At 70.5% G+C, this 22979-nt stretch carries 21 protein-coding genes; 11 read left to right on the top strand and 10 right to left on the bottom strand.

The window, feature by feature from the left end; all coding sequences use genetic code 11:
- Positions 1 to 3 precede the first annotated feature (3 nt).
- From ACZ7IB_RS05375 to ACZ7IB_RS05360, 4 genes are all read right to left on the bottom strand, one after another.
- Positions 4 to 468, bottom strand: a complete 465-nt coding sequence (locus tag ACZ7IB_RS05375; protein ID WP_470909321.1) for a hypothetical protein — start codon at positions 466 to 468, stop codon at positions 4 to 6.
- Positions 456 to 935 carry a serine/threonine-protein kinase gene (locus ACZ7IB_RS05370; protein ID WP_470909319.1) on the bottom strand — a complete coding sequence of 160 codons (480 nt, stop codon included), beginning with the start codon at positions 933 to 935 and terminating at the stop codon, positions 456 to 458. The genes ACZ7IB_RS05375 and ACZ7IB_RS05370 overlap by 13 nt, the downstream gene beginning before the upstream one ends.
- Positions 936 to 1165: 230 nt before the next feature.
- Complete coding sequence (meaB, locus tag ACZ7IB_RS05365) at positions 1166 to 2122, bottom strand: methylmalonyl Co-A mutase-associated GTPase MeaB (RefSeq protein WP_470909317.1); 957 nt, start codon at positions 2120 to 2122, stop codon at positions 1166 to 1168.
- 62 nt (positions 2123 to 2184) lie between these two features.
- Positions 2185 to 3384 (bottom strand): acetyl-CoA C-acetyltransferase, encoded by a 1200-nt coding sequence (locus ACZ7IB_RS05360; protein ID WP_470909315.1) that lies wholly within the window; start codon positions 3382 to 3384, stop codon positions 2185 to 2187.
- A 135-nt stretch (positions 3385 to 3519) separates the two neighbouring features.
- Between ACZ7IB_RS05360 and mce the strand changes: the two genes are divergently transcribed.
- The 7 genes from mce to ACZ7IB_RS05325 all read left to right on the top strand — a co-directional run bounded on the left by mce (position 3520) and on the right by ACZ7IB_RS05325 (position 13260).
- Entirely contained in the window at positions 3520 to 3948 is a 429-nt protein-coding gene (gene mce, locus ACZ7IB_RS05355; protein WP_470909314.1) for a methylmalonyl-CoA epimerase, read from the top strand.
- A 163-nt stretch (positions 3949 to 4111) separates the two neighbouring features.
- On the top strand, positions 4112 to 7975 hold the full coding sequence (gene scy / locus ACZ7IB_RS05350; protein WP_470909313.1) for a polarized growth protein Scy: 3864 nt from the start codon (positions 4112 to 4114) through the stop codon (positions 7973 to 7975).
- Positions 7976 to 8159: 184 nt separating this feature from the next.
- Positions 8160 to 9098, top strand: coding sequence for a cellulose-binding protein (locus ACZ7IB_RS05345; RefSeq protein ID WP_470909311.1), 939 nt, complete (start codon positions 8160 to 8162; stop codon positions 9096 to 9098).
- A 97-nt stretch (positions 9099 to 9195) separates the two neighbouring features.
- Complete coding sequence (locus ACZ7IB_RS05340; RefSeq protein WP_470909309.1) at positions 9196 to 10230, top strand: ATP-binding cassette domain-containing protein; 1035 nt, start codon at positions 9196 to 9198, stop codon at positions 10228 to 10230.
- Positions 10231 to 10235: 5 nt separating this feature from the next.
- Positions 10236 to 11015, top strand: a complete 780-nt coding sequence (locus ACZ7IB_RS05335; protein WP_470909307.1) for an ABC transporter permease — start codon at positions 10236 to 10238, stop codon at positions 11013 to 11015.
- 203 nt (positions 11016 to 11218) lie between these two features.
- Positions 11219 to 12391, top strand: coding sequence for an ABC transporter ATP-binding protein (locus ACZ7IB_RS05330; protein WP_470909305.1), 1173 nt, complete (start codon positions 11219 to 11221; stop codon positions 12389 to 12391).
- Complete coding sequence (locus tag ACZ7IB_RS05325; protein WP_470909303.1) at positions 12388 to 13260, top strand: ABC transporter permease; 873 nt, start codon at positions 12388 to 12390, stop codon at positions 13258 to 13260. The genes ACZ7IB_RS05330 and ACZ7IB_RS05325 overlap by 4 nt, the downstream gene beginning before the upstream one ends.
- A 42-nt stretch (positions 13261 to 13302) precedes the next feature.
- On the opposite strand, the gene ACZ7IB_RS05320 is transcribed toward ACZ7IB_RS05325, so the two are convergent.
- Positions 13303 to 13632, bottom strand: a complete 330-nt coding sequence (locus ACZ7IB_RS05320; RefSeq protein ID WP_470909301.1) for an ATP/GTP-binding protein — start codon at positions 13630 to 13632, stop codon at positions 13303 to 13305.
- A 210-nt stretch (positions 13633 to 13842) separates the two neighbouring features.
- On the opposite strand from ACZ7IB_RS05320, the gene ACZ7IB_RS05315 reads away from it, so the two are divergent.
- The gene (locus tag ACZ7IB_RS05315) at positions 13843 to 14886 is read left to right on the top strand and encodes an LLM class flavin-dependent oxidoreductase (protein ID WP_470909300.1); all 1044 of its coding nucleotides are present in this window, start codon (positions 13843 to 13845) and stop codon (positions 14884 to 14886) included.
- A 77-nt stretch (positions 14887 to 14963) separates the two neighbouring features.
- On the opposite strand, the gene ACZ7IB_RS05310 is transcribed toward ACZ7IB_RS05315, so the two are convergent.
- Positions 14964 to 15356, bottom strand: coding sequence for an SCO5389 family protein (locus ACZ7IB_RS05310; protein WP_030971516.1), 393 nt, complete (start codon positions 15354 to 15356; stop codon positions 14964 to 14966).
- Positions 15357 to 15618: 262 nt separating this feature from the next.
- Here ACZ7IB_RS05310 and nucS point away from each other — a divergent pair, with 262 nt between their 5' ends.
- Entirely contained in the window at positions 15619 to 16290 is a 672-nt protein-coding gene (gene nucS, locus ACZ7IB_RS05305) for an endonuclease NucS (protein WP_093898543.1), read from the top strand.
- 54 nt (positions 16291 to 16344) lie between these two features.
- Here the strand turns inward: nucS and ACZ7IB_RS05300 are convergent, their stop codons facing one another.
- The 4 genes from ACZ7IB_RS05300 to ACZ7IB_RS05285 all read right to left on the bottom strand — a co-directional run bounded on the left by ACZ7IB_RS05300 (position 16345) and on the right by ACZ7IB_RS05285 (position 21336).
- The gene (locus ACZ7IB_RS05300; RefSeq protein ID WP_470909299.1) at positions 16345 to 18852 is read right to left on the bottom strand and encodes an ATP-binding protein; all 2508 of its coding nucleotides are present in this window, start codon (positions 18850 to 18852) and stop codon (positions 16345 to 16347) included.
- Positions 18853 to 19101: 249 nt separating this feature from the next.
- The gene (locus ACZ7IB_RS05295) at positions 19102 to 19425 is read right to left on the bottom strand and encodes an STAS domain-containing protein (protein ID WP_266357903.1); all 324 of its coding nucleotides are present in this window, start codon (positions 19423 to 19425) and stop codon (positions 19102 to 19104) included.
- Positions 19426 to 19660: 235 nt separating this feature from the next.
- Positions 19661 to 20509 (bottom strand): 3-hydroxyacyl-CoA dehydrogenase family protein, encoded by an 849-nt coding sequence (locus ACZ7IB_RS05290; RefSeq protein ID WP_470909298.1) that lies wholly within the window; start codon positions 20507 to 20509, stop codon positions 19661 to 19663.
- 185 nt (positions 20510 to 20694) lie between these two features.
- Positions 20695 to 21336 (bottom strand): TetR/AcrR family transcriptional regulator, encoded by a 642-nt coding sequence (locus ACZ7IB_RS05285; RefSeq protein ID WP_470909297.1) that lies wholly within the window; start codon positions 21334 to 21336, stop codon positions 20695 to 20697.
- Between the two features lie 90 nt (positions 21337 to 21426).
- On the opposite strand from ACZ7IB_RS05285, the gene ACZ7IB_RS05280 reads away from it, so the two are divergent.
- Both ACZ7IB_RS05280 and ACZ7IB_RS05275 read left to right on the top strand, forming a co-directional pair.
- Positions 21427 to 22209 carry an ABC transporter ATP-binding protein gene (locus ACZ7IB_RS05280; protein ID WP_470909295.1) on the top strand — a complete coding sequence of 261 codons (783 nt, stop codon included), beginning with the start codon at positions 21427 to 21429 and terminating at the stop codon, positions 22207 to 22209.
- A 13-nt stretch (positions 22210 to 22222) separates the two neighbouring features.
- A complete protein-coding gene (locus tag ACZ7IB_RS05275) occupies positions 22223 to 22972 on the top strand; it encodes an ABC transporter permease (protein WP_470909294.1) in 750 nt (249 codons plus the stop codon).
- Positions 22973 to 22979: the final 7 nt, after the last annotated feature.

Genomic DNA, 22979 nt, shown 5'->3' with positions numbered 1-22979 from the left:
CCGTCAGGGCGCGAAGGACAGGACCGTCCCGTCCTTGAAGGCCAGAAAGGCGACGTTCCCCCGCGCGACGAGCGAGACGTACGCCGGATCGACCGACTTGCCCTCGGGCCAGCCGGTCGACGGGTTGCCGGTCCGGCCCGGATCCCCTTCGGCGGCCATGTCGATGACCGCCACCTTGCCCCCGCCCACGACGAGGGCCCTGTCGCCGGCCACGGACGGCCTGCCGACGGTTTCCATGCCCTGGCCGCCTTCGTACGTCGCCCAGTGCTGCCGCCCGTCGGACAGGCCGAACGCGTACGTCCTCGTCCGGCTGCTCACCACGACCTTGCCGTCATGTGAGAGTGCGGGCCGGTAGGCGATGTCCACGCCCGCGGCGATCGACCGGCGGTTCTGCGGGGCCGTCACGTCGACGACCGTCAGGCCGTTCGAGCCGGTGCAGAGGAGTTCCTTTCCCTTCAGGACCGGCATACGGCAGGAGACGTCACCGACGCCGGTACGAGCGAGCGCGAGCCGTTGACGTGCTCGGGCGAGATGTAGCCAGGGCTGCCCACCACGACACCGGTCCGGGTCAGCTGGGTGGCGTCGAAGGCCTGCGCGATCCCGAAGTCGATCACCTTCGGCCCGTCGGTGCCGAGCAGCACGTTGCCGGGCTTGAGGTCGCGGTGGAGTACGCGTACGGCGTGCATGTCGGCGAGCGCGCGGGCGAGGTCGACGCCCATCTCCCGTACGACCTGCTCGGGCATCGGCCCGCCTCGGGTCACCGCCTCGGCGAGCGAGGGGCCGGGGACGTACTCGGTCGCCAGCCAGGGCAGCCGGCCGCTCGCGTCGCCGCCGACGAGGGCCGCCGTGTACGGACTGCGTACGGCACCCGCCGCGTCGATCTCGCGGCGGAAGCGGATGCGGAAGCCGTCGTCGAGGTCGAGATCCGGGCGCACGGCCGGACACTCAGTTCACGTATCCGGCCGTAATCCTGCCACGGACACGTCACCGGCCGCAGGGCCGGTCAGCACGGAAAGCACACCCCCTGACCACAACTGACGCATCTTCAGCAGTCAGGGGCGGGGGTGCGCGGCGCGCGCGACGGTTCCGCAGTGGCGACGTACAGACGTCTCCGGACGGTCCCGGGAGCGGCCCGCACGCCACTGCCGGACCCGTCCGGACGGGATCAGGCCTCGGTGAGTCCTGCCACGAGCTCGTCCGCCGCCGCGTAGGGGTCGAGGCTCCCCGCCACGATGCGTTCGGCGAGCGCGCCGATGTGGCGGTCGCCGTGCAGATCGCCGATGCGCTCACGCAGCCGCGTGACGGCGATCGTCTCGACCTCGCGGGCCGCACGGGCCATGCGCCGCTCGGCGAGCACTCCGTGCTCCTCCATCCACGCCCGGTGCTTCTCCAGCGCCTCGACGACCTCGTCGATGCCCTCGCCCCGGGCGGCGATCGTCTTCACGATCGGCGGCCGCCAGTCGCCCGGACCGCGGGACTCGCCGAGGCCCAGCATGTGGTTGAGCTCGCGCGCGGTGGCGTCCGCGCCGTCCCGGTCGGCCTTGTTGACGACGTACACATCGCCGATCTCCAGGATTCCGGCCTTCGCCGCCTGGATGCCGTCGCCCATGCCGGGCGCCAGCAGGACGACGGAGGTGTCGGCCTGGGAGGCGATCTCCACCTCCGACTGGCCGACGCCGACCGTCTCCACCAGGATCACTTCGCAGCCCGCAGCGTCCAGCACCCGGATCGCCTGCGGTGCCGACCAGGCGAGACCGCCCAGATGTCCGCGGGTGGCCATGGAGCGGATGTAGACGCCCGGGTCGGAGGCGTGCTCCGACATCCGGACCCGGTCGCCGAGGAGCGCCCCGCCGGAGAACGGCGAGGACGGGTCGACGGCCAGGACGCCGACCCGCTTGCCCGCCCGCCGGTACGCCGAGACCAGCGCCGACGTCGATGTCGATTTACCGACACCGGGTGAGCCGGTCAGGCCGACGACGTACGCGTTGCCCGTAAGCGGCGCCAGGGCCGCCATCACCTCGCGCAGCTGCGGCGACGCCCCCTCCACCAGGGAGATGAGCCGGGCCACGGCCCGCGGCCGGCCCGCACGGGCCTGCTCGACCAGGGTGGGGACGTCCACCATCACCGCTCCGTTCACTCGCTGAGTGCTCTACGTGTATTACGTACTGCCTGCCCGGGCCGTTCCTACTTGGGGACGCGGATGATCAGCGCGTCGCCCTGGCCGCCGCCGCCGCACAGCGCCGCCGCACCGGTGCCGCCGCCGCGCCGCTTCAGTTCCAGCGCCAGGTGCAGCACCACACGGGCGCCGGACATGCCGATCGGGTGACCCAGCGCGATGGCGCCGCCGTTGACGTTCACCTTTTCCGGGGTGACGCCGAGGTCCTTCATCGACTGGACGGCGACCGCGGCGAACGCCTCGTTGATCTCGATGAGGTCGAGGTCGGTGACCTCCAGGCCGTCCTTCTTCAGGGCGTGCTTGATGGCGTTGGACGGCTGCGACTGGAGCGAGTTGTCCGGGCCCGCCACATTGCCGTGGGCGCCGATCTCGGCGATCCAGTCCAGGCCCAGCTCCTCGGCCTTGGCCTTGCTCATGACGACGACCGCGGCGGCGCCGTCGGAGATCTGCGAGGAGGTGCCCGCGGTGATCGTGCCGTCCTTGGTGAAGGCCGGGCGCAGCTTGCCGAGGGACTCCGCGGTCGTCTCCGGGCGGATGCCCTCGTCCTTGGAGAAGAGGACCGGGTCGCCCTTGCGCTGCGGGATCTCGATCGGGGTGATCTCGGCCTCGAAGATGCCGTTCTTCTGGGCAGCGGCGGCGCGCTGGTGGGAGAGGGCGCCGATCTCGTCCTGGTCGGCGCGGTTCAGGCCCAGACGGGTGTTGTGCTTCTCGGTGGATTCACCCATCGGGATGTTCTCGTAGGCGTCGGTCAGACCGTCGTACGCCATCGAGTCGAGCATCTCGATCGCGCCGTACTTGTAGCCCTCGCGAGACTTCGGGAGCAGGTGCGGGGCGTTCGTCATGGACTCCTGGCCACCGGCGACGACGACGTCGAACTCACCGGCGCGGATCAACTGGTCGGCGAGCGCGATCGCGTCGAGCCCGGACAGACACACCTTGTTGACGGTGAGCGCGGGGACGTTCATCGGGATGCCGGCCTTGACCGCGGCCTGGCGTGCCGGGATCTGCCCTGCCCCGGCCTGGAGCACCTGACCCATGATCACGTACTCGACCTGGTCGCCGCCGATACCGGCCCGGTCCAGCGCGGCCTTGATGGCGATGCCGCCGAGATCGGCCCCGGAGAAGCTCTTCAGCGAGCCGAGAAGCCGGCCCATGGGCGTACGCGCGCCCGCGACGATCACTGAGGTGGTACCGGTCGTTCCTGACATGAGGCGCAGCCCCTTGGGATTAGGAGTGAACGAGGGTTTACATGAATGTACTGAGCGGTACCTCGCCCGTCATCCGGCAGCGGGTGTGATCGCGCGCACGTTGCGTAACCATCTGTGCCGCGCTGCACTGGTTGCATGCTGACGCGAATCGACCACATCGGGATCGCCTGTTTCGACCTCGACAGGACCGTCGAGTTCTACCGCTCGACCTACGGGTTCGAGGTGTTCCATTCCGAGATCAACGAGGAGCAGGGCGTCCGGGAGGCCATGCTCAAGATCAACGATACGTCCGACGGCGGTGCTTCCTACCTCCAGCTGCTGGAGCCGACCCGGGAGGACTCGGCCGTGGGCAAGTGGCTGGCAAAGAACGGGGAGGGTGTCCACCACATCGCCTTCGGCACCGCGGACGTCGACGCCGACGCGGCGGACATCCGGGAGAAGGGGATCAGGGTGCTGTACGACGAGCCCAGGACCGGTTCGATGGGGTCCCGGATCACGTTCCTGCACCCCAAGGACTGCCACGGAGTCCTCACCGAACTGGTCACGTCCGCAGCGGAGCACTGACCTCCGGATACCTGGCCCGGTAGAGTGGGCCGTTCCGGGCCGGGGCCGGGTCGGGGCCGCGCCGCGTCCCCAGCCGTGATCTGTCACCATTCCCCGGGGGACCGTTCGCCGGCGAACGGTACTCGTTGGAGAGTTGCGACCAGGGGACGGATGGGACCGCGCAGTGCGGGGCTACGAACGCCAGGAGAGCCACCGAGCTGAAGACGACCATCTCTCGCGGTTCGAAGCCGAGATGGACCGGCTGAAGACCGACCGGGAGAAGGCCGTTCAGCACGCCGAGGACCTCGGTTACCAGGTCGAGGTCTTGCGCGCCAAGCTGCACGAGGCTCGGCGCAATCTCGCGACCCGTCCCGCATACGACAGCGCGGACATCGGCTACCAGGCCGAGCAGATGCTCCGTAATGCCCAGATCCAGGCAGAGCAGCTGCGGACCGACGCCGAGCGGGAGCTCCGTGACGCCCGTGCGCAGACGCAGCGGATCCTGCAGGAGCATGCCGAGCACCAGGCGCGGCTCCAGGCCGAGCTGCACAACGAGGCCGTGCAGCGGCGTCAGCAGCTCGACCAGGAGCTGGCCGAGCGCCGTCAGACCGTCGAGTCCCATGTCAACGAGAACGTCGCCTGGGCCGAGCAGCTCCGGGCCAGGACCGAGTCCCAGGCGCGCCGGCTGCTGGAGGAGTCCAGGGCCGAGGCCGAGCAGTCCCTGGCGGCCGCGCGCGCCGAGGCGGGCCGGCTGGCGGACGAGACCCGGCAGCGGCTCGGCTCCGAGGCGGAGTCTGCCCGTACCGAGGCCGAGGCGATCCTGCTGCGCGCCCGCAAGGACGCCGAGCGGCTGCTGAACGCCGCCTCCAGCCAGGCGCAGGAGGCCACCAGCCACGCCGAGCGGCTGCGTACGTCGACGACGGCCGAGACCGAGCAGACCCGGCAGCAGACCGCCGAGCTGAACCGGGCCGCCGAGCAGCGCATTCAGGAGGCCGAGACCCAGCTGCGCGAGGCCCGCCTGGCGGCCGAGAAGGTCACCAGCGAGGCGAAGGAGGCCGCCGTCAAGCGGCTGGCCGCCGCCGAGTCGCAGAACGAGCAGCGCACCCGTACGGCCAAGTCGGAGATCGCCCGGCTGGTCGGCGAGGCCACCAAGGACGCCGAGTCGCTCAAGGCGGAGGCCGAGCAGGCGCTCGCCGATGCCCGCGCCGAGGCGGACCGGCTGAGGTCCGAGGCGGCAGAGAAGGCCCGCACGGCGGCCGCCGAGGACGCCGCTGCCCAGCTCGCCAAGGCCGCCAGGGCCGCCGAGGAGGTGCTGACCAAGGCATCCGAGGACGCGAAGTCCACCACCAGGGCGGCGGGCGAGGAGGCCGACCGGATCCGCCGCGAGGCGGAGGCCGAGGCGGACCGGCTGCGCGGCGAGGCCGCCGAGCAGGCCGATCAGCTCAAGGGCGCGGCCAAGGACGACACCAAGGAGTACCGGGCCAAGACGGTCGAGCTGCAGGAGGAGGCACGCAGGCTGCGCGGCGAGGCCGAGCAGCTGCGCTCCGAGGCCGTCGCCGAGGGCGAGCGGATCCGTGGCGAGGCCCGCCGCGAGGCCGTCCAGCAGATCGAGGAAGGCGCGAAGACCGCCGAGGAGCTGCTGTCCAAGGCGAAGTCGGACGCGGAGGAGCTGCGCACCACCGCGGGCACGGAGAGCGAGCGGGTCCGTACCGAAGCGGCCGAGCGCGCCACCGCGCTGCGCAAGCAGGCCGAGGAGGCCCTGGAGCGCGCCCGCGCCGAGGCCGAGCAGCTGCGTACCGAGTCCGAGGAGCAGGCCCGGTCCACCACCACCGCGGCCGAGCAGGCGGCGGCGGAGCTGCGCGAGGGGACCGAGCGTGCGGTCGCGGCCCGGCAGGCGGAGGCGGGCGACGAGCTGACCCGGCTGCACACCGAGGCCGAGACCAGGGTCACCACCGCCGAGCAGGCGCTCACGGACGCGCGCGCCGAGGCGGAGCGCATCCGGCGTGAGACGAACGAGGAGTCCGAGCGGCTGCGCGCGGAGGCCGCCGAGCGGCTGCGGACGCTGCAGGAGCAGGCGGAGACCGAGGCGGAGCGGCTGCGCGACGAGGCCGCGGCGGATGCGTCGCGCTCGCGTGCGGAGGGCGAGTCCGCAGCCGTACGGCTGCGCAGCGAGGCGGCCGCCGAGGCGGAGCGGCTCAAGTCCGAGGCGCAGGAGAGCGCCGACCGGGTGCGTTCCGAGGCCGCTGCCGCCGCGGAGCGGGTGGGCACGGAGGCCGCCGAGGCGCTGGCCGCGGCGCAGGAAGAGGCGAACCGGCGCCGCCGGGAGGCCGAGGAGACCCTCGACGCGGCGCGCACCGAGGCGAACCAGGAGCGCGAGCGGGCCCGCGAGCAGAGCGAGGAGCTTCTCGCATCCGCCCGCAAGCGGGTCGAGCAGGCGCAGGCCGAGGCGCAGCGTCTGGTCGAGGAGGCGGACAGCCGGGCGACCGAGCTGGTCTCCGCGGCCGAGCAGACAGCCCAGCAGGTACGGGATTCGGTCAACGGGCTGCAGGAGCAGGCCGAGGCGGAGATCGCCGGGCTGCGCTCCGCCGCCGAGCACGTCGCGGAACGGACGAAGTCCGAGGCGCAGGAGGAGGCGGACCGGGTCCGCTCCGATGCGCACGCGGAGCGGGAGCGGGCCGGCGAGGACGCGACCCGGATCCGCCGGGAGGCGCAGGAGGAGTCCGAGGCCGCGAAGGCGATGGCCGAGCGGACCGTCTCCGATGCGATCACCGAGTCGGAGCGGCTGCGCGCGGACACCGCGGAGTACAGCCAGCGGATGCGTACCGAGGCCTCCGACGCGCTGGCCTCGGCCGAGCAGGACGCGGCCCGCAGCCGGGCCGAGGCCCGCGAGGACGCCAACCGGATGCGTTCCGATGCCGCGACCCAGGCCGACCGGCTGGTGGGCGAGGCGACGAGCGAGGCCGAGCGGATCCGCACGGAGTCGGCGCAACAGGCCACCCAGCTCGTCGAGGAGGCGACACAGCAGGCAACCCGGCTGGTCGACGAGGCGACGCAGCAGGCGGCCCGGGTGGCGGACGAGGCCACGGACGAGGCCGAGCGGCTGCGTGCGGAGGCGGCGGCCACCGTCGGCTCCGCACAGGAGCACGCGGCCCGCACCCGCGAGGAGTCCGAGCGGGTACGCGCCGACGCGGAGGCGGCGGCCGAGCAGATGCGTGCCGAGGCCCGTCAGGAGGCCGACCGGCTGCTCGACGAGGCGCGGGAGGCCGCGGCGAAGCGCCGTGCCGATGCCGCCGAGCAGGCGGACCAGCTCATCAACAAGGCCCAGGAGGAGGCGCTGCGCGCCGCCACCGAGGCCGAGGAGCAGGCCGACACGATGGTCGGCGTGGCCCGCAAGGAGGCAGTGCGGATCACCTCGGAGGCGACCGTCGAGGGCAACTCCCTGGTGGAACGCGCCCGTACGGACGCGGACGAGCTGCTGGTCGGCGCGCGCCGGGACGCCACGGCCATCCGGGAGCGTGCCGAGGAGCTCAGGACCCGGATCGAGAGCGAGATCGAGGAGCTGCACGACCGGGCCCGGCGGGAGACCTCCGAGCAGATGAAGACGGCGGGCGAGCGCGTCGACAACCTGATGAAGGCGGCGACCGAGCAGCGCGACGACGCGGCGGCCAAGGCCAAGGAGCTGCTGGCGGACGCCAATTCGGAGGCGAGCAAGGTCCGGATCGCGGCGGTGAAGCGGGCCGAGGCGCTGCTGAAGGAGGCCGAGCAGAAGAAGGCCACACTGGTCCGTGAGGCCGAGAAGCTGCGGGCCGACGCCGAGGTCGAGGCGAAGCGTACGGTGGACGAGGGCAAGCGCGAACTCGATCTGCTGGTGCGTCGGCGCGAGGACATCAACACCGAAATCTCCCGTGTCCAGGACGTGCTGGAGGCACTGGAGTCGTTCGAGACGCCGACGGGCGGCGGCAAGGGCGCGGGTGGCGGCTCCGCCGCCGGCGTCAAAGCCGGTGCCTCAGCGGGCACTCGATCGAGTGGCAAGTCGTCCGAGGGGTAGTCGCACTGTCATCTCCCGTGCTTCGTCAAGGACGTTCAACCCTCCGAGTGGCAAGAGTTGCGGGGGTCAGCCACTCAAAAGGGGTGTCATTCTCCAGATCAAACGGGCATCCACTCGATGACACGCCGCCCGGGCCCCTAGGATTCCCTCTAACACCTCACCGGTCTCATTCGACAGGAACCTCATGAGCGACCCTTCCTCCCCCTTCGGCTTCGAGCTCGTGCGACGTGGATACGACCGCGGTCAGGTGGATGACCGCATTACCAAGCTCGTCGCCGACCGTGATAGTGCTCTCGCCCGCATCACGTCTCTGGAAAAGCGCATCGAGGAGCTCCACCTCGAGACGCAGAACGCCCAGGCCCAGGTGAACGACGCGGAGCCGTCGTACGCCGGTCTCGGCGCTCGTGTGGAGAAGATTCTCCGCCTGGCCGAGGAGGAGGCGAAGGACCTGCGCGAGGAGGCCCGTCGCGCCGCCGAGCAGCACCGTGAGCTCGCCGAGTCGGCCGCCCAGCAGGTGCGCAACGACGCCGAGTCGTTCGCCGCCGAGCGCAAGGCGAAGGCCGAGGACGAGGGCGTTCGTATCGTCGAGAAGGCCAAGGGTGAGGCCACCTCGCTGCGCACCGAGGCCCAGAAGGACGCGGCGCAGAAGCGCGAGGAGGCGGACGCCCTCTTCGAGGAGACCCGCGCCAAGGCCGCCCAGGCCGCCGCGGACTTCGAGACCAACCTGGCCAAGCGCCGCGACCAGTCGGAGCGCGACCTCGCGTCCCGTCAGGCCAAGGCCGAGAAGCGCCTCGCCGAGATCGAGCACCGCGCCGAGCAGCTCCGCCTGGAGGCCGAGAAGCTCCGTACGGACGCCGAGCGCCGGGCCCGTCAGACGGTGGAGACCGCGCAGCGCCAGTCCGAGGACATCGTGGCCGACGCGAACGCGAAGGCCGACCGGATCCGCAGCGAGTCGGAGCGCGAGCTGGCGGCGCTCACCAACCGCCGCGACTCGATCAACGCTCAGCTGACCAACGTCCGCGAGATGCTGGCGACGCTGACCGGTGCCGCGGTGGCCGCCGCCGGCTCCCCCGCCGACGACGAGCCGGTCACCCGCGGCGTCCCGGCTCAGCAGACCCGCTGACCCCGCAGTACCGCAGTCGTACCTTCAGCACCCTCCTTGCGCGCCCGGTTCCGCCCTTGTGGTGGCGCCGGGCGCGCGGCCGTTCTAGCGTGAACGCATGATCGAGCTCGATGGTCTCACCAAGCGCTTCGGCCACAAGGTTGCCGTCGACCGGCTTTCGTGCCGCGTCAGACCTGGAATGGTGACGGGCTTTCTGGGCCCCAACGGTGCGGGCAAATCCACGACGATGCGGATGATGCTGGATCTCGACAACCCGACCAGCGGTTCGGTGCGCATCGACGGCAAGCACTACCGCGACCTGGAAGAACCCCTCAAGTACATCGGGGCGCTGCTCGACGCGAAGTCGATGCACGGCGGGCGCAGCGCGTACAACAATCTGCTCTGTCTCGCGCAGAGCAATCGCATCCCGGAGAGCCGGGTCGCGGAGGTGCTGGACACCGTCGGTCTGAGCGCGGTGGCGAGGAAGAAGTCGAAGGGCTTCTCCCTCGGTATGGGCCAGCGGCTCGGCATCGCGGCGGCGCTGCTCGGCGACCCGCAGGTGCTGCTCTTCGACGAGCCCGTCAACGGTCTCGACCCCGAGGGAATTCACTGGATCCGCAATCTGATGAAGGCGCTCGCCGCGGAAGGCCGGACGATCTTCGTCTCCTCGCATCTGATGAGCGAGATGGCCCTCACCGCGGACCATCTGATCGTGATCGGCCAGGGCCGGCTGCTCGCCGACACCTCGATGGCCGACTTCATCCACCAGAACTCCCGCAGTTATGTACGTCTGCGCTCCCCGCAACAGGAGCGGCTGCGCGATGTGCTGCACGAGGAGGGCCTGATCGTGGTCGAAACGGGCAGCGGCACGCTGGAGATCGACGGTGCCACCACCGAGGCACTGGGAGAGCTCGCCGCCCGGCACCAGATCGTGCTGCACGAACTGAGCTCCCAGCGGGCCTCCCTGGAGGAAGCGTTCATGCAGATGACGGCGGACTCCGTGGAGTACCACGCACACTCGGAGCTCGCTGAGGCACCGCCGCCCGTGGGCCCGCACTGGGGTGACGAGTGGAACCGGCAGACCGCCGTCGGCACGGCCGGGAACGGCACGCCGGGCGTACCCGGCACCTCCGGCACCGGCAAGGGGGCGTGACGACGATGGCATCGGTACCCGCGGTCCTGACCTCCGAGTGGACCAAGATCCGTACGGTTTCGTCGACCGTCTGGACCCTGATCTCCGCGTTCGTCGTCACCGTCGCGATGAGCGCGGCGCTCTGTGCCCTGATGAACGCCCAGTTCGACGAACTCCCCGTGGCCGAGAGGGCCACCTTCGACCCGACCCTCATCAGCTTCTCCGGCATGGTCCTCGGTCAGCTGGCCATGGTCGTCTTCGGTGTGCTGGTGGTCGGTACGGAGTACAGCTCGGGCATGATCCGCACCTCGCTGGCGGCCGTGCCCCAGCGCGGTTCGTTCCTCTTCAGCAAGGTCGCGGTGGCCGGTGTACTGGCCCTGGTGGTCGGCATCGCCACCAGCTTCGTCTCGTTCTTCCTCGGGCAGGCCCTCCTCGGCGACCATCACACGGACATCGGTGCGGACAATGTCCTGCGCGCGGTGGTCGGCGGCGGCATCTACATGGGCCTGATCGGGATCTTCTCCATGGGCGTGGCGGCGATGCTGCGCAGCTCCATGCTGTCGCTCGGCATCCTGATGCCGTTCTTCTTCCTGGTCTCCCAGATCCTGTCGGCGGTCCCGGGCGCGAAGAAGGTCGCCCGCTACTTCCCCGACCAGGCCGGATCCAAGATCATGCAGGTTGTTCCGGACGCCATGCACAGCAACCCTGCTCCGTACGGGCCGTGGGGCGGGCTCGGCATTCTGGTCGCCTGGGTGGCGGCCGCGCTGGCAGGCGGCTATCTCGTGCTGAAGAAGCGGGACGCATGACCGGTGGGCGGGACCCGTGGCCGGTGGGCGGACGCAAGACCTGACCGGCCCGGAAGCACTCCGTCCGCTCTGCCGGGAGGCGACGCGCTCGCGTAACGACTTGGTCGGAACCGTCAAGGCCTGGATATCCTCTTAACTCTTACGGGGGCGTGCGGCCTGACAGCCTGGGCCCCGACGACAGACGAAGTCGATGGGGCTGGAGCATGATCGAGGCAGTCGGCCTGACCAAGCGCTATGGCGCGAAGACGGCCGTGTACAACCTTTCCTTCCAGGTGCGGCCGGGGGCCGTCACCGGATTCCTCGGTCCCAATGGGTCGGGCAAGTCCACCACCATGCGCATGATGCTGGGCCTGGACCGACCGACTTCCGGCCATGTCACCATCGGCGGCCACCCCTTCCGCAGTCTGCCGAACGCTCCGCGGCAAGTGGGTGCACTGCTCGACGCGAAGGCGGTGCACGGCGGGCGCAGCGCCCGTAACCACCTCCTCTCGCTCGCCCAGCTCGCCGGCATCCCGGCCGCCCGGGTCGACGAGGTGCTCGGTGTCGTCGGTCTCCACGACGTCGCACGGAAGCGGTCCAAGGGCTTCTCGCTCGGTATGGGCCAGCGGCTCGGCATCGCGGCGGCGCTGCTCGGCGACCCGCAGGTGCTGCTCTTCGACGAGCCGGTCAACGGTCTCGACCCCGAGGGCATCCTCTGGGTCCGCAATCTGATGAAGATGCTGGCGTCGGAGGGCCGTACGGTCTTCGTGTCCAGCCATCTGATGAGCGAAATGGCACTCACCGCGGACCATCTGATCGTGATCGGCCGCGGGCAGCTGCTCTCCGACATGAGCGTCAAGGACTTCATCTCCGCCAATTCGGCCGACTTCGCCCGGGTGCGGGTCGCGGACGGGGCGCAGGAGCAGCGGGAGAAGCTGACCGCCTCGCTCACCGAGGCGGGCGGCCAGGTCATGTCGGAGCCGGACGGGGCCCTGCGGATCACCGGTCTGCGGCTGCCGCGGATCAGCGATCTGGCACACGAGTCGGACGTCCGGCTGTGGGAGCTCTCGCCGCACCAGGCCTCGCTCGAGGAGGCATACATGCGGATGACGCAGGGCGCCGTGGACTACCGCTCGACGGTGGACCAGAAGGCCGGGCTGCAGCAGCCGGTGCACGGCGGGTACGGACAGCAGCCCGGTTACGGGGCACCGCAGCCGCCGGTGCCGGAGATGCCGCAGCAGGGCTGGTACGCCCCGCCGCCGCCCGGACAGAACCCGTACGCGGGAGCTCCGGCGACACCCGCCGCCGCGGCCCCTGCAGCCCCTGCAGCCCCGGCTGCGCCCGCCGCGGCCCCTGCAGACCTGACCAAGCGCGAGACCAGCGAGGACGCCCGATGACCACACCGCCGACCCCGCAGGCGCCGTACCAGCAGCAGGCCCCGGTCCCGCAGCAGAACCGGCAGGACGCACCGGCCGGGCTCTACGCCTCACCGATCCCGGTGCGCCGCGCCACCCTGCGCGACGCGCTCGCCTCCGAGTGGACCAAGATCCGTTCGGTGCGCTCCACCATGTGGACGCTCGGCGTCATGATCGTGTTGCTCCTCGGCCTCGGGCTGCTCGCCGCGATCGCGGTCAGTACCGCCGACGCCAACATCGGCGACACCCCGGTGCTCAGCTTCGGCTTCTTCGGGGTACTGCTCGGTTCGATCTGTGTGATCACGCTCGGCGTGATGACCATCTCCTCCGAGTACGGCACCGGCATGATCCGTACGACGCTGACGGCCTGCCCCGACCGTGCGCGGGTGCTGACCGCGAAGGCGATCGTCTTCTTCCTGCTCACCTTCGTCATCACGACCGTGACGACCGCGCTGGTCGGCGCGTTGCAGACGGCCATGCTCGACGGCGAGGCACCCACCGGTGACGCCTGGTTGCGCGCCACTGTCGGCGTCGGCCTCTACATCGCGACGCTGGGCCTGCTCTCGCTCGCGATCGGCGCTCTCATCCGGCACTCCGCGGGTGCGATCACGATCATGATCGGGGTGGTGCTGCTGCCGCTCGTGCTGGCCATGTTCATGTTCGCGGAGTCGCTCGGCGACCTGCGGCAGACACTGTTCGAGTACTCGATCCCCAGCCAGCTCAGCGCGTTCTACGACACCTCGGTCACCGGGTCCGGGCCGTCCGGCTGGGATCCGCTGTGGATCATGCTCGGCGTCGCGGCCGTGGCCCTGGCCGGTGCCTATGCGTCGCTGGAGAAGCGCGACGTCTGACCAGCCATCGGCCGTCGGCCACCGTTCACCGGCCGTCGGAGATCAGTAGCGAGGCGCGTTCCTGGACCGCTGCACCTGCGTGGTGCGGCGGTCCTTCGCGTTCCAGCAGGCCTTGTGCCAGTGCCTGCGGTCGTCGATGCCGCCGTACTCGGACCAGGTCACCAGGTGCGGAACGCCGGACGGGATCTCCTGGTCGCAGCCGGGGCAGCGGTACCGCTTGCCGGCCGCGCTCGCGCCGCTCACCGGGCGGACCGACCACTCCTCGCCATGCCACTGTTCGGTGCGTCCGCCGCCGCCGTACCGGGCCCCCGGCTCCGCTGTGCTGTCGTGGGGAATCTCGCCGCCTCGGGGGCGGTTGCGGCGCGGGGACACGTGACACCTCACGGGGCAGGCTGGGCAGTTCCCGTCAAGCGTAGGGCCATTTGGCCGAGCGAGGCGTCCCGCACCGCACAGGACGGCGCCCGGGACGGGGTGAGTTACCGGAAAATCGCAACAACATGCCTCCGGACCGTGCCTTTGGCACGTGTCAGACGTTGTTGCCAATAGGGGAGAGCCGCGTCGGCCGCAAGGAGGTAATTGGCGATGCGTGTGGGAACGTTCGTACTGGCAGCCCAGTTTCCGGGACAGGGGCCGGGGGAAGCGCTGCATCGCGCGATCCGGTCCACCGAGGTCGCGGAGGAATCCGGGCTCGACTCGGTCTGGCTGGCAGAACATCATTTCGTGCCGTACGGGGTCTGCCCGTCCGCCGTCACCCTGGCCGCGCTGCTGCTCGGCCGCACCCGGAGAATCCGGGTGGGTACGGCTGTGAGCGTGCTGCCGACCCAGCACCCGGTCGCGCTGGGCGAACAGGCCGCGCTGCTCCATCTCACCAGCGGTGGCAGGTTCACGCTCGGTGTCGGCCGGGGCGGCCCCTGGGTGGATCTGGAGGTGTTCGGAGGGGGCCTGGAGGCGTACGAGAAGGGCTTCCCGGAGTCCCTGGAACTGCTGCTCGACTGGCTGGGCAAACCTCGCGTGGCGGGGAGCGGGGAGCGGTACGGCTTCCGCGAGGTGGCGGTGGTCCCCCGGGCCGACGAGCTGCTCGGCGTGGACGGCGGCGAAAGCCCCGTCGGTCCCGAGGTGATCGTCGCGTGCACCTCGCCGAAGACGGTGAAGCTCGCCGCGGAGAACGGTCTGCCGATGCTGCTCGGCATGCACTGCGGGGATGAGGAGAAGGCCGAGATGGTCGCCCTGTGGCGCTCCGCCGCCCTCGCCGCGGGCCGCTCGCCCGAGAGCGTCCGGGAGGCCGGACATGTGTCCGCAGGGGTGGCCCAGATCGCCGACCGTGCCGAGGACGCCGTGGAGACGCTCGTGAAGGCGATGCCGGGCTGGCTGCGGCAGGGCCTGGACGCCCATGTGACGGTCGACGGCCGGCACCGGGTGATGCGCGACCCGGTCGCCTATACGGAGCTGCTGTGCGGCCTTCATCCGGTGGGCCCGCCCCGGCTGGCGGCCGACCGGCTCGCCGCCACCGCCGAGCGGACAGGCATCACCCGCTTCGCGCTCCTGGTGGAGGGTTCGGGAGATCTGGCGGCCACGGAGGAGAACGTAGCGCGGCTGGGCACTGAAGTACTGCCGCTGCTCTCATAAGCAGTCGTAAGAGGTACGGGGGCTGCCGCCCCGGAGCCAGTTGCACCTCCCGCGGCCCGGAACGGCAGCAGAAGCGTTTAGCAGTCCCGTAGTTCGGGCGACTGATTGAGCAACTGGCCCCTCACCGAGGTGAAGCGGGCCAGGCGCTCGTCGACCGAGGCGTCCAGCGGGAACACCGCGACGCGGTGGCAGTTCTGGAATGCCAGACGCACCCCGAAGTGCCGCTGCAGAGCGCCACGTATCGCATCACTCGCGAGCGCGCGCAGCAGTTGACCACGTGCCTGCTCGTCCGGCGGGGGCGTCTGGTTGTCGGCGAACTCTCCGCCGTCGACCTTCAGCTGAGCCACCAGAGAGCTGATCATCTCCCATGCGTAGGGCAGGGAGGTCCGGACGCAGTCGACGAAGTCGGCTTCGTCGACCTCGCCTCGCTCGGCCTGTTCCAACAGCGCCGGTGAGACGTCGAGCGACATGGGTTCTCCTCTCGCGACCCCGACGCCGGGCCGGGGCCTTACGGGCAGGGAAGGAGGACGGCGACGCAGCGTGCACAGACGGCGACCTCCTGCTTCCACGGTAAGGGTGCAGTCCTGGCCGCACCAGGAGATTGGGAACACAACCGGCCAATAACGAAGGGGAGCAAAGAGGGGCAAGCCCCTGGGGCCCCGGTCCGGGGCGCAGAGGGGCGGCGGAGGGAGAATCGCGTGGAGCACCCGTCGTCGAGTAGCGTTGCCGACCATGCGTCTCGTCATCGCCCGCTGCTCCGTGGACTACGCCGGCCGGCTCACTGCCCACCTGCCCTCCGCTCCCCGTCTGATCCTGGTGAAGGCGGACGGGAGCGTCTCGATCCACGCCGACGACAGGGCGTACAAACCCCTCAACTGGATGTCACCGCCCTGCACCCTCAAGGAGGGCGCCGACGACACCGCGGGCGTCTGGACCGTGGTCAACAAAGCGGGCGAGAAACTGATCATCACGATGGAGGAAATCCTCCATGACTCCTCCCATGAGCTGGGTGTCGACCCGGGCCTCATCAAGGACGGCGTCGAAGCACATCTGCAGGAACTCCTCGCTGACCGGATCGAGACACTCGGCGAGGGCTACACCCTGATCCGCCGTGAGTACTTCACCGCCATCGGACCGGTCGACATCCTGTGCCGGGACGCCGACGGCCAGACCGTGGCCGTGGAGCTGAAGCGGCGCGGCGACATCGACGGCGTGGAGCAGCTGACCCGCTATCTGGAGCTGCTCAACCGCGATCCCCACCTCGCCCCGGTGAAGGGCATTTTCGCGGCGCAGGAGATCAAGCCGCAGGCGCGGGTGCTGGCGACGGACCGCGGCATCGGCTGTGTGGTGCTCGACTATGACGCGCTGCGCGGCATCGAGGACGACAAGCTGCGCCTGTTCTGACGTTCGGCGGACGCCGGACGGGCCATGCCACGTCCGGCGTCCGCCGAGCTCGGCTCAGGCCACGGTCGGACCGTTGTCCGCACTGGCCGCAGCTGACGACGAAGAAGGGGAAGGCCCGCTCGCCGAGTCGGAGGTGTTCGGCGACGTCGGCGGGGTCTCGGTTGCCGAGTCCGTCGGGTCCGGGGAATCGGTCTCCGTCGGAGTCGGGCTCGGGCTGCTCGACTTCGTCGGCGTGGACGACTTCGTCGGGCTGGACGACTTGGTCGGCTTGCCGCTGGACGGTGTGTCCGACGACGGGGTGCCGCTCGGCCCCGTCGAGTCCGTGGACGGCGAACCGCTCACGCCAGGCGTGGCCTGGCTGCCCGACGGACCCGGCGTAACCGCGCTGCCGCTGGATGCGGTGTCTCCGGGGGGCGAGCCGTCCGTCGGCCCGTCGGCCGGGACACCGTCCCCGCTGTCGTCCCGGCCCGCCGACTCCTCGGTCGTGACACCCGGATTCCCCTGGGTATCGCCGTCCCCGGACGGCATCCCCAGCACCACCATCGTGCCGAGCACACCGGCCAGGAGGACGCCCGCGCCCGCCGCGACCAGATTGCGCCGGGCCCCGCCCAGCGCTCCGAAACGGCCTCCCCGCGCGCCTGAGGCGGCTGCGGGGGCGCTCTGCCGGGATATCACCGCGGTGGCGTCCTCGTACGGCCGTGACAGCGTCTGCGTCACGGCTGCCGTCGGACCGACGGGCAGCGGCACCGGCTCCTCGTACCGCGGGGCCGGCACGTCATCGCCCACCGGGACGGGTCCGCCGGGCAGCGGCCCGCCGGATCGGTCCTCGACCAGGGCGAGCGCGCGTCGTCCGGCCACCGCGCCCGACTTGTCGGCGAGCGCCCCGCGCATGCTGATCGAGGTCTCCAGCTCAGCCCTGGCCCGGTCCGGATTGCCGGTGCAGAGTGCGAGGACGCCCAACTCATGGTGGAAGTAAGCCTCTTCGGCGACCTCTCCGGCGATCCTGGCCGCCTCCTGGCCGATCCGCAGGGTCTTCTCCCAGACGCCCCAGTGCAGTCCTGCCGCGAAGGCCGGGGAGGCGCTGCGGGCCAGCAGCACGGCCACGCTGGTCTGCCCCGCCCCGTCGCCGGGGACGAGCTGTGCCATCGCCGCGACGACCGCGTCGGCCTCGGCGGTCACCCGTGTGGGGGTGACCGAGGGGTGCCCGGCCCACCATGCGTAGTGCTGGGCCGCTGTCCGGGCCCGGTCGACGCTGTCCTCGCCGTATCCGGCGGCCTCCAGCTGGGCGAGGACTCCGGCGGCCAGCCGGTAGCGGGGACCGGCCGGGGAGAGCAGTCCGCAACCGGCCAGTTCACCGAGCGCGGCGTCGGCGTGGGTGTCCCCGACGAGCGCCGGCAGATGCGCCTGGTGCGGCACCTCGCCGCCGAGTGCGACCGCGAAGCGCAGCGTGTCGCGGGCGGGCCCGCTCAGCCGTGAGGCGAGCAGTGCGGCGGGCGCCGCGCCCTCGCCGAGACTGGGCAGCGGTATGTGGACGCCGTCGACTTCCTCGTCGTGCCCGAAGGGTGCGTCGAGGGACCTGCCGTCGAGGCCGCCGTACGCGTCGGGGTCGGTGCGCAGCATGTCGCGCTGGCGCAGCAGGGCGCCCGCCTGGACGAAGCGCAGCGGCAGCCCTTCGGACTCGAACCAGAGATCTCCCGCCCAGTTCGCCTCCTCCTCGGTCAGCGGACGCTCGACGACCCGCTCCAGCAAGTCGACCGAGGAGCTGCGGCCGAGGCCCGCGAGGAAGACCTCTTCGAGGTGCGAGTCCGGGGTGGGCGCGGCGACATCCGGAGTCGTCGCGAACAGGAAGGCGCACTCCGGAGTGGCGTCGAGCAGCTCCTCCAGGGCGGCCCCGCCGAATTCCAGGTCGTCGAGTACGACGACGGCGCCGATGCTCCGGACCTTTTCGAGGAGACCGGCGCGGTCGGGCCGGTGCAGCTGCGCGTCATGGACGGCCTCGAAGAGCCCGTACAGCAGGTCGGTGACGGTCCGCTTGTAGCCGGAGAGCCGTACGACTCCGTCCGGTGCGAGGTCCGCGCAGTCGGCGGCGACGGCGTTCAGCAGTGCCGTACGGCCGGATCCGGCCGGTCCGGTGAGCCGCACCGAGCGGCCGCGGGCCAGCAGGCGTGCCAGCCGTTCGCGCTCTTCCGCACGCTCCAGGAGGGGCAGCCGGGGGGCGGGCGGCCCCGGCGGCACGGGCGGTGCGGTGGCGCGTTCGCGGTCGGCGCGCTCGACCGCGGTGCGCCGGACCGGCGGATCGGGCTGTTCTCCCGGCGGGCACAGCTCGACCTCGCTGCCGTCGACCGGGTTGACGGTGAGGAGGTAGTCACCCGATATGAGCCGGACGACGCGCGCCTGTTGTGGCGTTTGCTGACCGAACTCCGGAGCAATGGGGCCTCCTCTGCTCGAACGGAGCTGAGAGCTCGGGGATGGATCGCTGGACGGCCGTCGCCGGCCGGTTCCCTCACCGAAACTGTCGTTGTCCCGGCCGTACTCTTGCGGCCCTCGGTGTGTCGGGTCCATCGCCAAAGCCCCCAGACGCGTCGCGCACGATTGCCCCTCCCGGCCTCGCACGCCCCGCTGTCGCTTCTGGTCCGGTGTCCGCCTGGTGGGTTCGTCAATCGGCGGACGGCCGAACCCTAGACCGTCGCACAGTGTCCGCGCACAGTCGGGGGGCCACGCCGTCCGAAGCGCACTTTCTCGTGCGGATTGTGCACCTTCGGCCGCGCCGCACGGTCAGGGCCCGTCCACCGGGTCGGGGCCGGACAGGCCCTACACGCGCGGCAGTGAGTCTGCGGCGATTCCGCCCTCGATGGCCAGAATGCGGTGCAGCCGGGTCGCCACCAGCAGGCGCTGCATCTGCGGCGGCACGCCACGGAGCACCAGCCGTCGTCCGGCCCGACCGGCCCGGCGGTGTGCGCCCATGATGACGCCGAGCCCGGTGGCGTCCCAGGAATCCAGCTCGGTCAGGTCGAGCACCAGGTCGCCGACTCCGTTGTCGAGGGCCGAGTGCAGGGCCGTACGGGCGTCCGCCGCGCTTCGGACGTCGAGGCGGCCCCCGACGACCAGCTCGGCGTGGTCGCCCCTGATGTGCATATGCGCTCCCCGGAATTGCCCCGTAGCAAGGTTCGTCTGTCTGTTCTGTCTCTGTCACAACTGACTGCGCCAGCGACAGGGAAGTTGCCGTCTGTAAGCGAACCGATACCGAATTCACCCCGCGGAGTGACCAAGGCCCGGCAAGGCCCCACGCGGATCCACCGATTCCGGGAGACGCCCCCGGACCTCCGGGCCTGACCGACGGCAGATCAGGCAATCGGAGAACCGAAAACGATCAGTACGTGTAGAAGCCCTGCCCGCTCTTGCGGCCGATGTCACCTGCATCCACCATCCGGCGCATCAGCTCCGGCGCGGCGAACTTCTCGTCCTGGGACTCGGTGTAGATGTTGCTCGTGGCGTGCAGCAGGATGTCGACGCCGGTCAGGTCCGCCGTGGCCAGGGGGCCCATGGCGTGGCCGAAGCCCAGCTTGCAGGCGATGTCGATGTCCTCGGCCGTGGCGACGCCCGACTCGTACAGCTTGGCGGCCTCGACGACGAGCGCCGAGATCAGCCGGGTGGTGACGAAGCCGGCCACGTCACGGTTGACGACGATGCAGGTCTTGCCGACGGACTCGGCGAACTCCCGCGCGGTGGCGAGGGTTTCGTCGCTGGTCTTGTAGCCGCGTACGAGTTCGCAGAGCTGCATCATCGGAACCGGCGAGAAGAAGTGCACACCGACGACGCGCTCGGGGCGCTCCGTCACGGCCGCGATCTTGGTGATCGGGATCGCGGAGGTGTTGGAGGCGAGGACGGCGTCAGCCCGGACGATCTTGTCGAGGGCCCGGAAGATGTCGTGCTTGACCTCGAGCTTCTCGAAGACGGCCTCGACGACGACATCCGCGTCGGCGACCGCGTCGAGGTCGGTGGTGGTGGTGATGCGGGCCAGCGCGGCATCGGCCTCGGCCGCCTCCAGCTTCCCCTTGGAGACGAACTTGTCGTACGAGGCCTTGATGCCGTCACGACCACGGGTCAGGGCCTCGTCGGTGACATCACGCAGCACGACGTCCCAGCCCGCCTGGGCGGAGACCTGCGCAATGCCGGATCCCATGAGTCCGGCTCCGATGACGGCGAGCTTCCTGGCCACGTCTGCACCCCTTGGTTTCTGTTCGCCTCTGCAGCTGGTCCCTGCACGGCCGGTCCTAACGGTTGTTCACATGCTCTCCGGCGGAGATTAGTACCCGTGAGGGGCCCTGTGACCGTGAAGAGATGCGCGTCACGTCTCACATGACGGACATCACACCGCCGGCAGCACTCGCGTACCCGTACAACTCACCCGTCGCCGCGCACGGCGTAGTTGAGGACCTTCTCACTCAAGAGGTCCTCCATGTCGTCGAGTAGACCGAGGGCTTCGCGGGAGACCTCGCCGAGGGGACGACCGGCCACCATCTCGCGCCCGATGAACGCCAGAAGGGTGGTGTGCACCCAGTTGATCTGCCCGGCCATCAGCGACGGCAGCGGGTCGTCCGGCCGCGCGCCGGTCTCCTCGCGCAGGGCCTCCTCAAGGAGCACCAGGCTCTCCTGCTGCATGTGCCCCAGGCGGGCCCGGAGCCCGGACGCCCCCTCCACGACCTTCATGAAGCGGTCGTAGCCGTCGATGAGGCCCACCTGGGGCGACACCGCCTCCACCTCGCCCCGCAGCTCGCGCAGCACCGCGACGGCCGCGGATTCGCGCTTGTCGCGGGCGCGCACGAAGCGCGAGAGGCGGGCGACGCTGCCCTTGGCCCGGTCGAGGAAGAGGTCCTCCTTGGCCTGGAAGTAGTTGTAGACCGTGTTGACGGAGACATCGGCCGCCTCGGCGACCTCGGCGATCGTCACCGCGTCGAACCCGCGCTCCAGGAACAGCCCCGTGGCCACATCCGAGATGTGCTGTCTGGCCTGCCGCTTCTTTCGCTCCCTGAGCCCCTCTGCCATGGCCACATCGTAGGCGGCACAGGCTTGTTTTGGGCTCACTGAATTTTTGGTGTCATTGCAAAATTTCAGTTACTCTGTTTTTCTGGGCTCATGACCATCATCAGTACGGCCGGTCTGGCCCGTACCTTCCAGACGAAACGCGGCCCGGTCGAGGCGGTGCGCGGCATCGACCTGACCGTCACGCCGGGCGAGATCCTCGGCTTCCTCGGCCCGAACGGGGCCGGAAAGACCACGACCCTGCGCATGCTCACGACCCTGCTGCCGCCCACCGGCGGCGCGGCCACCGTGGCCGGCTGCGATCTGGCCGCCGACCCCGTCGGAGTGCGTCGAGCCGTCGGCTACGTGGCACAGTCCGGCGGCGTCGATCCGAATGTGACCGTGCGGGAGGAACTGGTCACCCAAGGGCGGCTCTACCGCCTGCCGAAGCCCCAAGCAATCGAGCGTGCCGAGGAGTTGGCACGCGACCTGGATCTGGTGGACCTGCTGGACCGCAGGACCGCGGCGCTCTCCGGCGGGCAGCGGCGCCGCCTCGACATCGCCATGGGGCTCACGCACCGCCCCCGGGTCCTGTTCCTCGACGAGCCGACGACGGGTCTGGACCCGGCGAGCCGCGCGGACCTCTGGGACCTGGTCCGCCGACTGCGCGACGAGCACGGCACCACGGTCTTCCTGACCACGCACTACCTCGACGAGGCGGACGCGCTCTCCGACCGGCTCGTGATCGTCGACAAGGGCGTCGTGGTGGCCGAGGGCACGCCGAGCGCGCTGAAGCTGGCGCACGGCGGCTCGATCGACGCGACCCTCCAGGACACGTTCCTCGCCATCACCGGCCGCGGCCCGGCGCCGGCCGACTCCACCCCCGTAGCCGTATAGGACGTTGAGAGACATGCTCTTGCAGGACACCGCGCTGATCTTCGGGCGCTACGCCCGCCAGACCCTGCGCTCCAAATTCCAGATCCTCTTCGGCATGCTGATGCCGCTGCTCTACCTCCTGCTGTTCGGACCGCTCCTGACCAACCTGCCCCTGGGGTCGCGCGGCAGTTCCTGGCAGGTACTCGTGCCTGGACTGTTGCTTCAACTCAGCTTGTTCGGCGCCCTGTTCTCGGGATTCTCGATCATCGTCGAGAAGAACTACGGGGTCGTGGAACGGATGCGCGTCACACCCGTCAGCCGTCTCGCGCTGCTGCTGGGCCGGGTGCTGCGGGATGCCGCTCTGTTCGTCTTCCAGGCGGTGCTGCTGGTTCTCGCCGCGCTGCTCGTGGGCCTGCGGGCGCCACTTGCCGGGGTGCTCGTCGGGTTCGCGTTCGTCGCCCTGCTGACCGTCTCTCTCGGCTCCCTGTCGTACGCGGTGGCGCTGAAGGTCGAGCGGCCGCAGGAGTTCGGCCCGATCGTGAATTCGGTCTCCATGCCGTCGATGCTGCTGTCGGGCCTGATGCTGCCGATGGCCCTCGCCCCCGGCTGGCTGGACGTCCTCTCCCACTTCATGCCGCTGCGCTATCCGGTGGACGCGATCCGGGACGCGTACATCGGTCAGTACGCCACCGCCTCCATGCTGTACGGCGTCCTGGCCGCCCTCGGCTTCGCGGCACTCGCCGTGACGGTGGGCACACGCGTCTTCCACAGGGCCGGTGCGTAACTAGGCT

The sequence above is a fragment of the Streptomyces sp. NPDC037301 genome (assembly GCF_055602785.1).
Note: the sequence above shows the minus strand (reverse complement) of the source record. Positions and strands in the feature narration are given on the sequence as shown.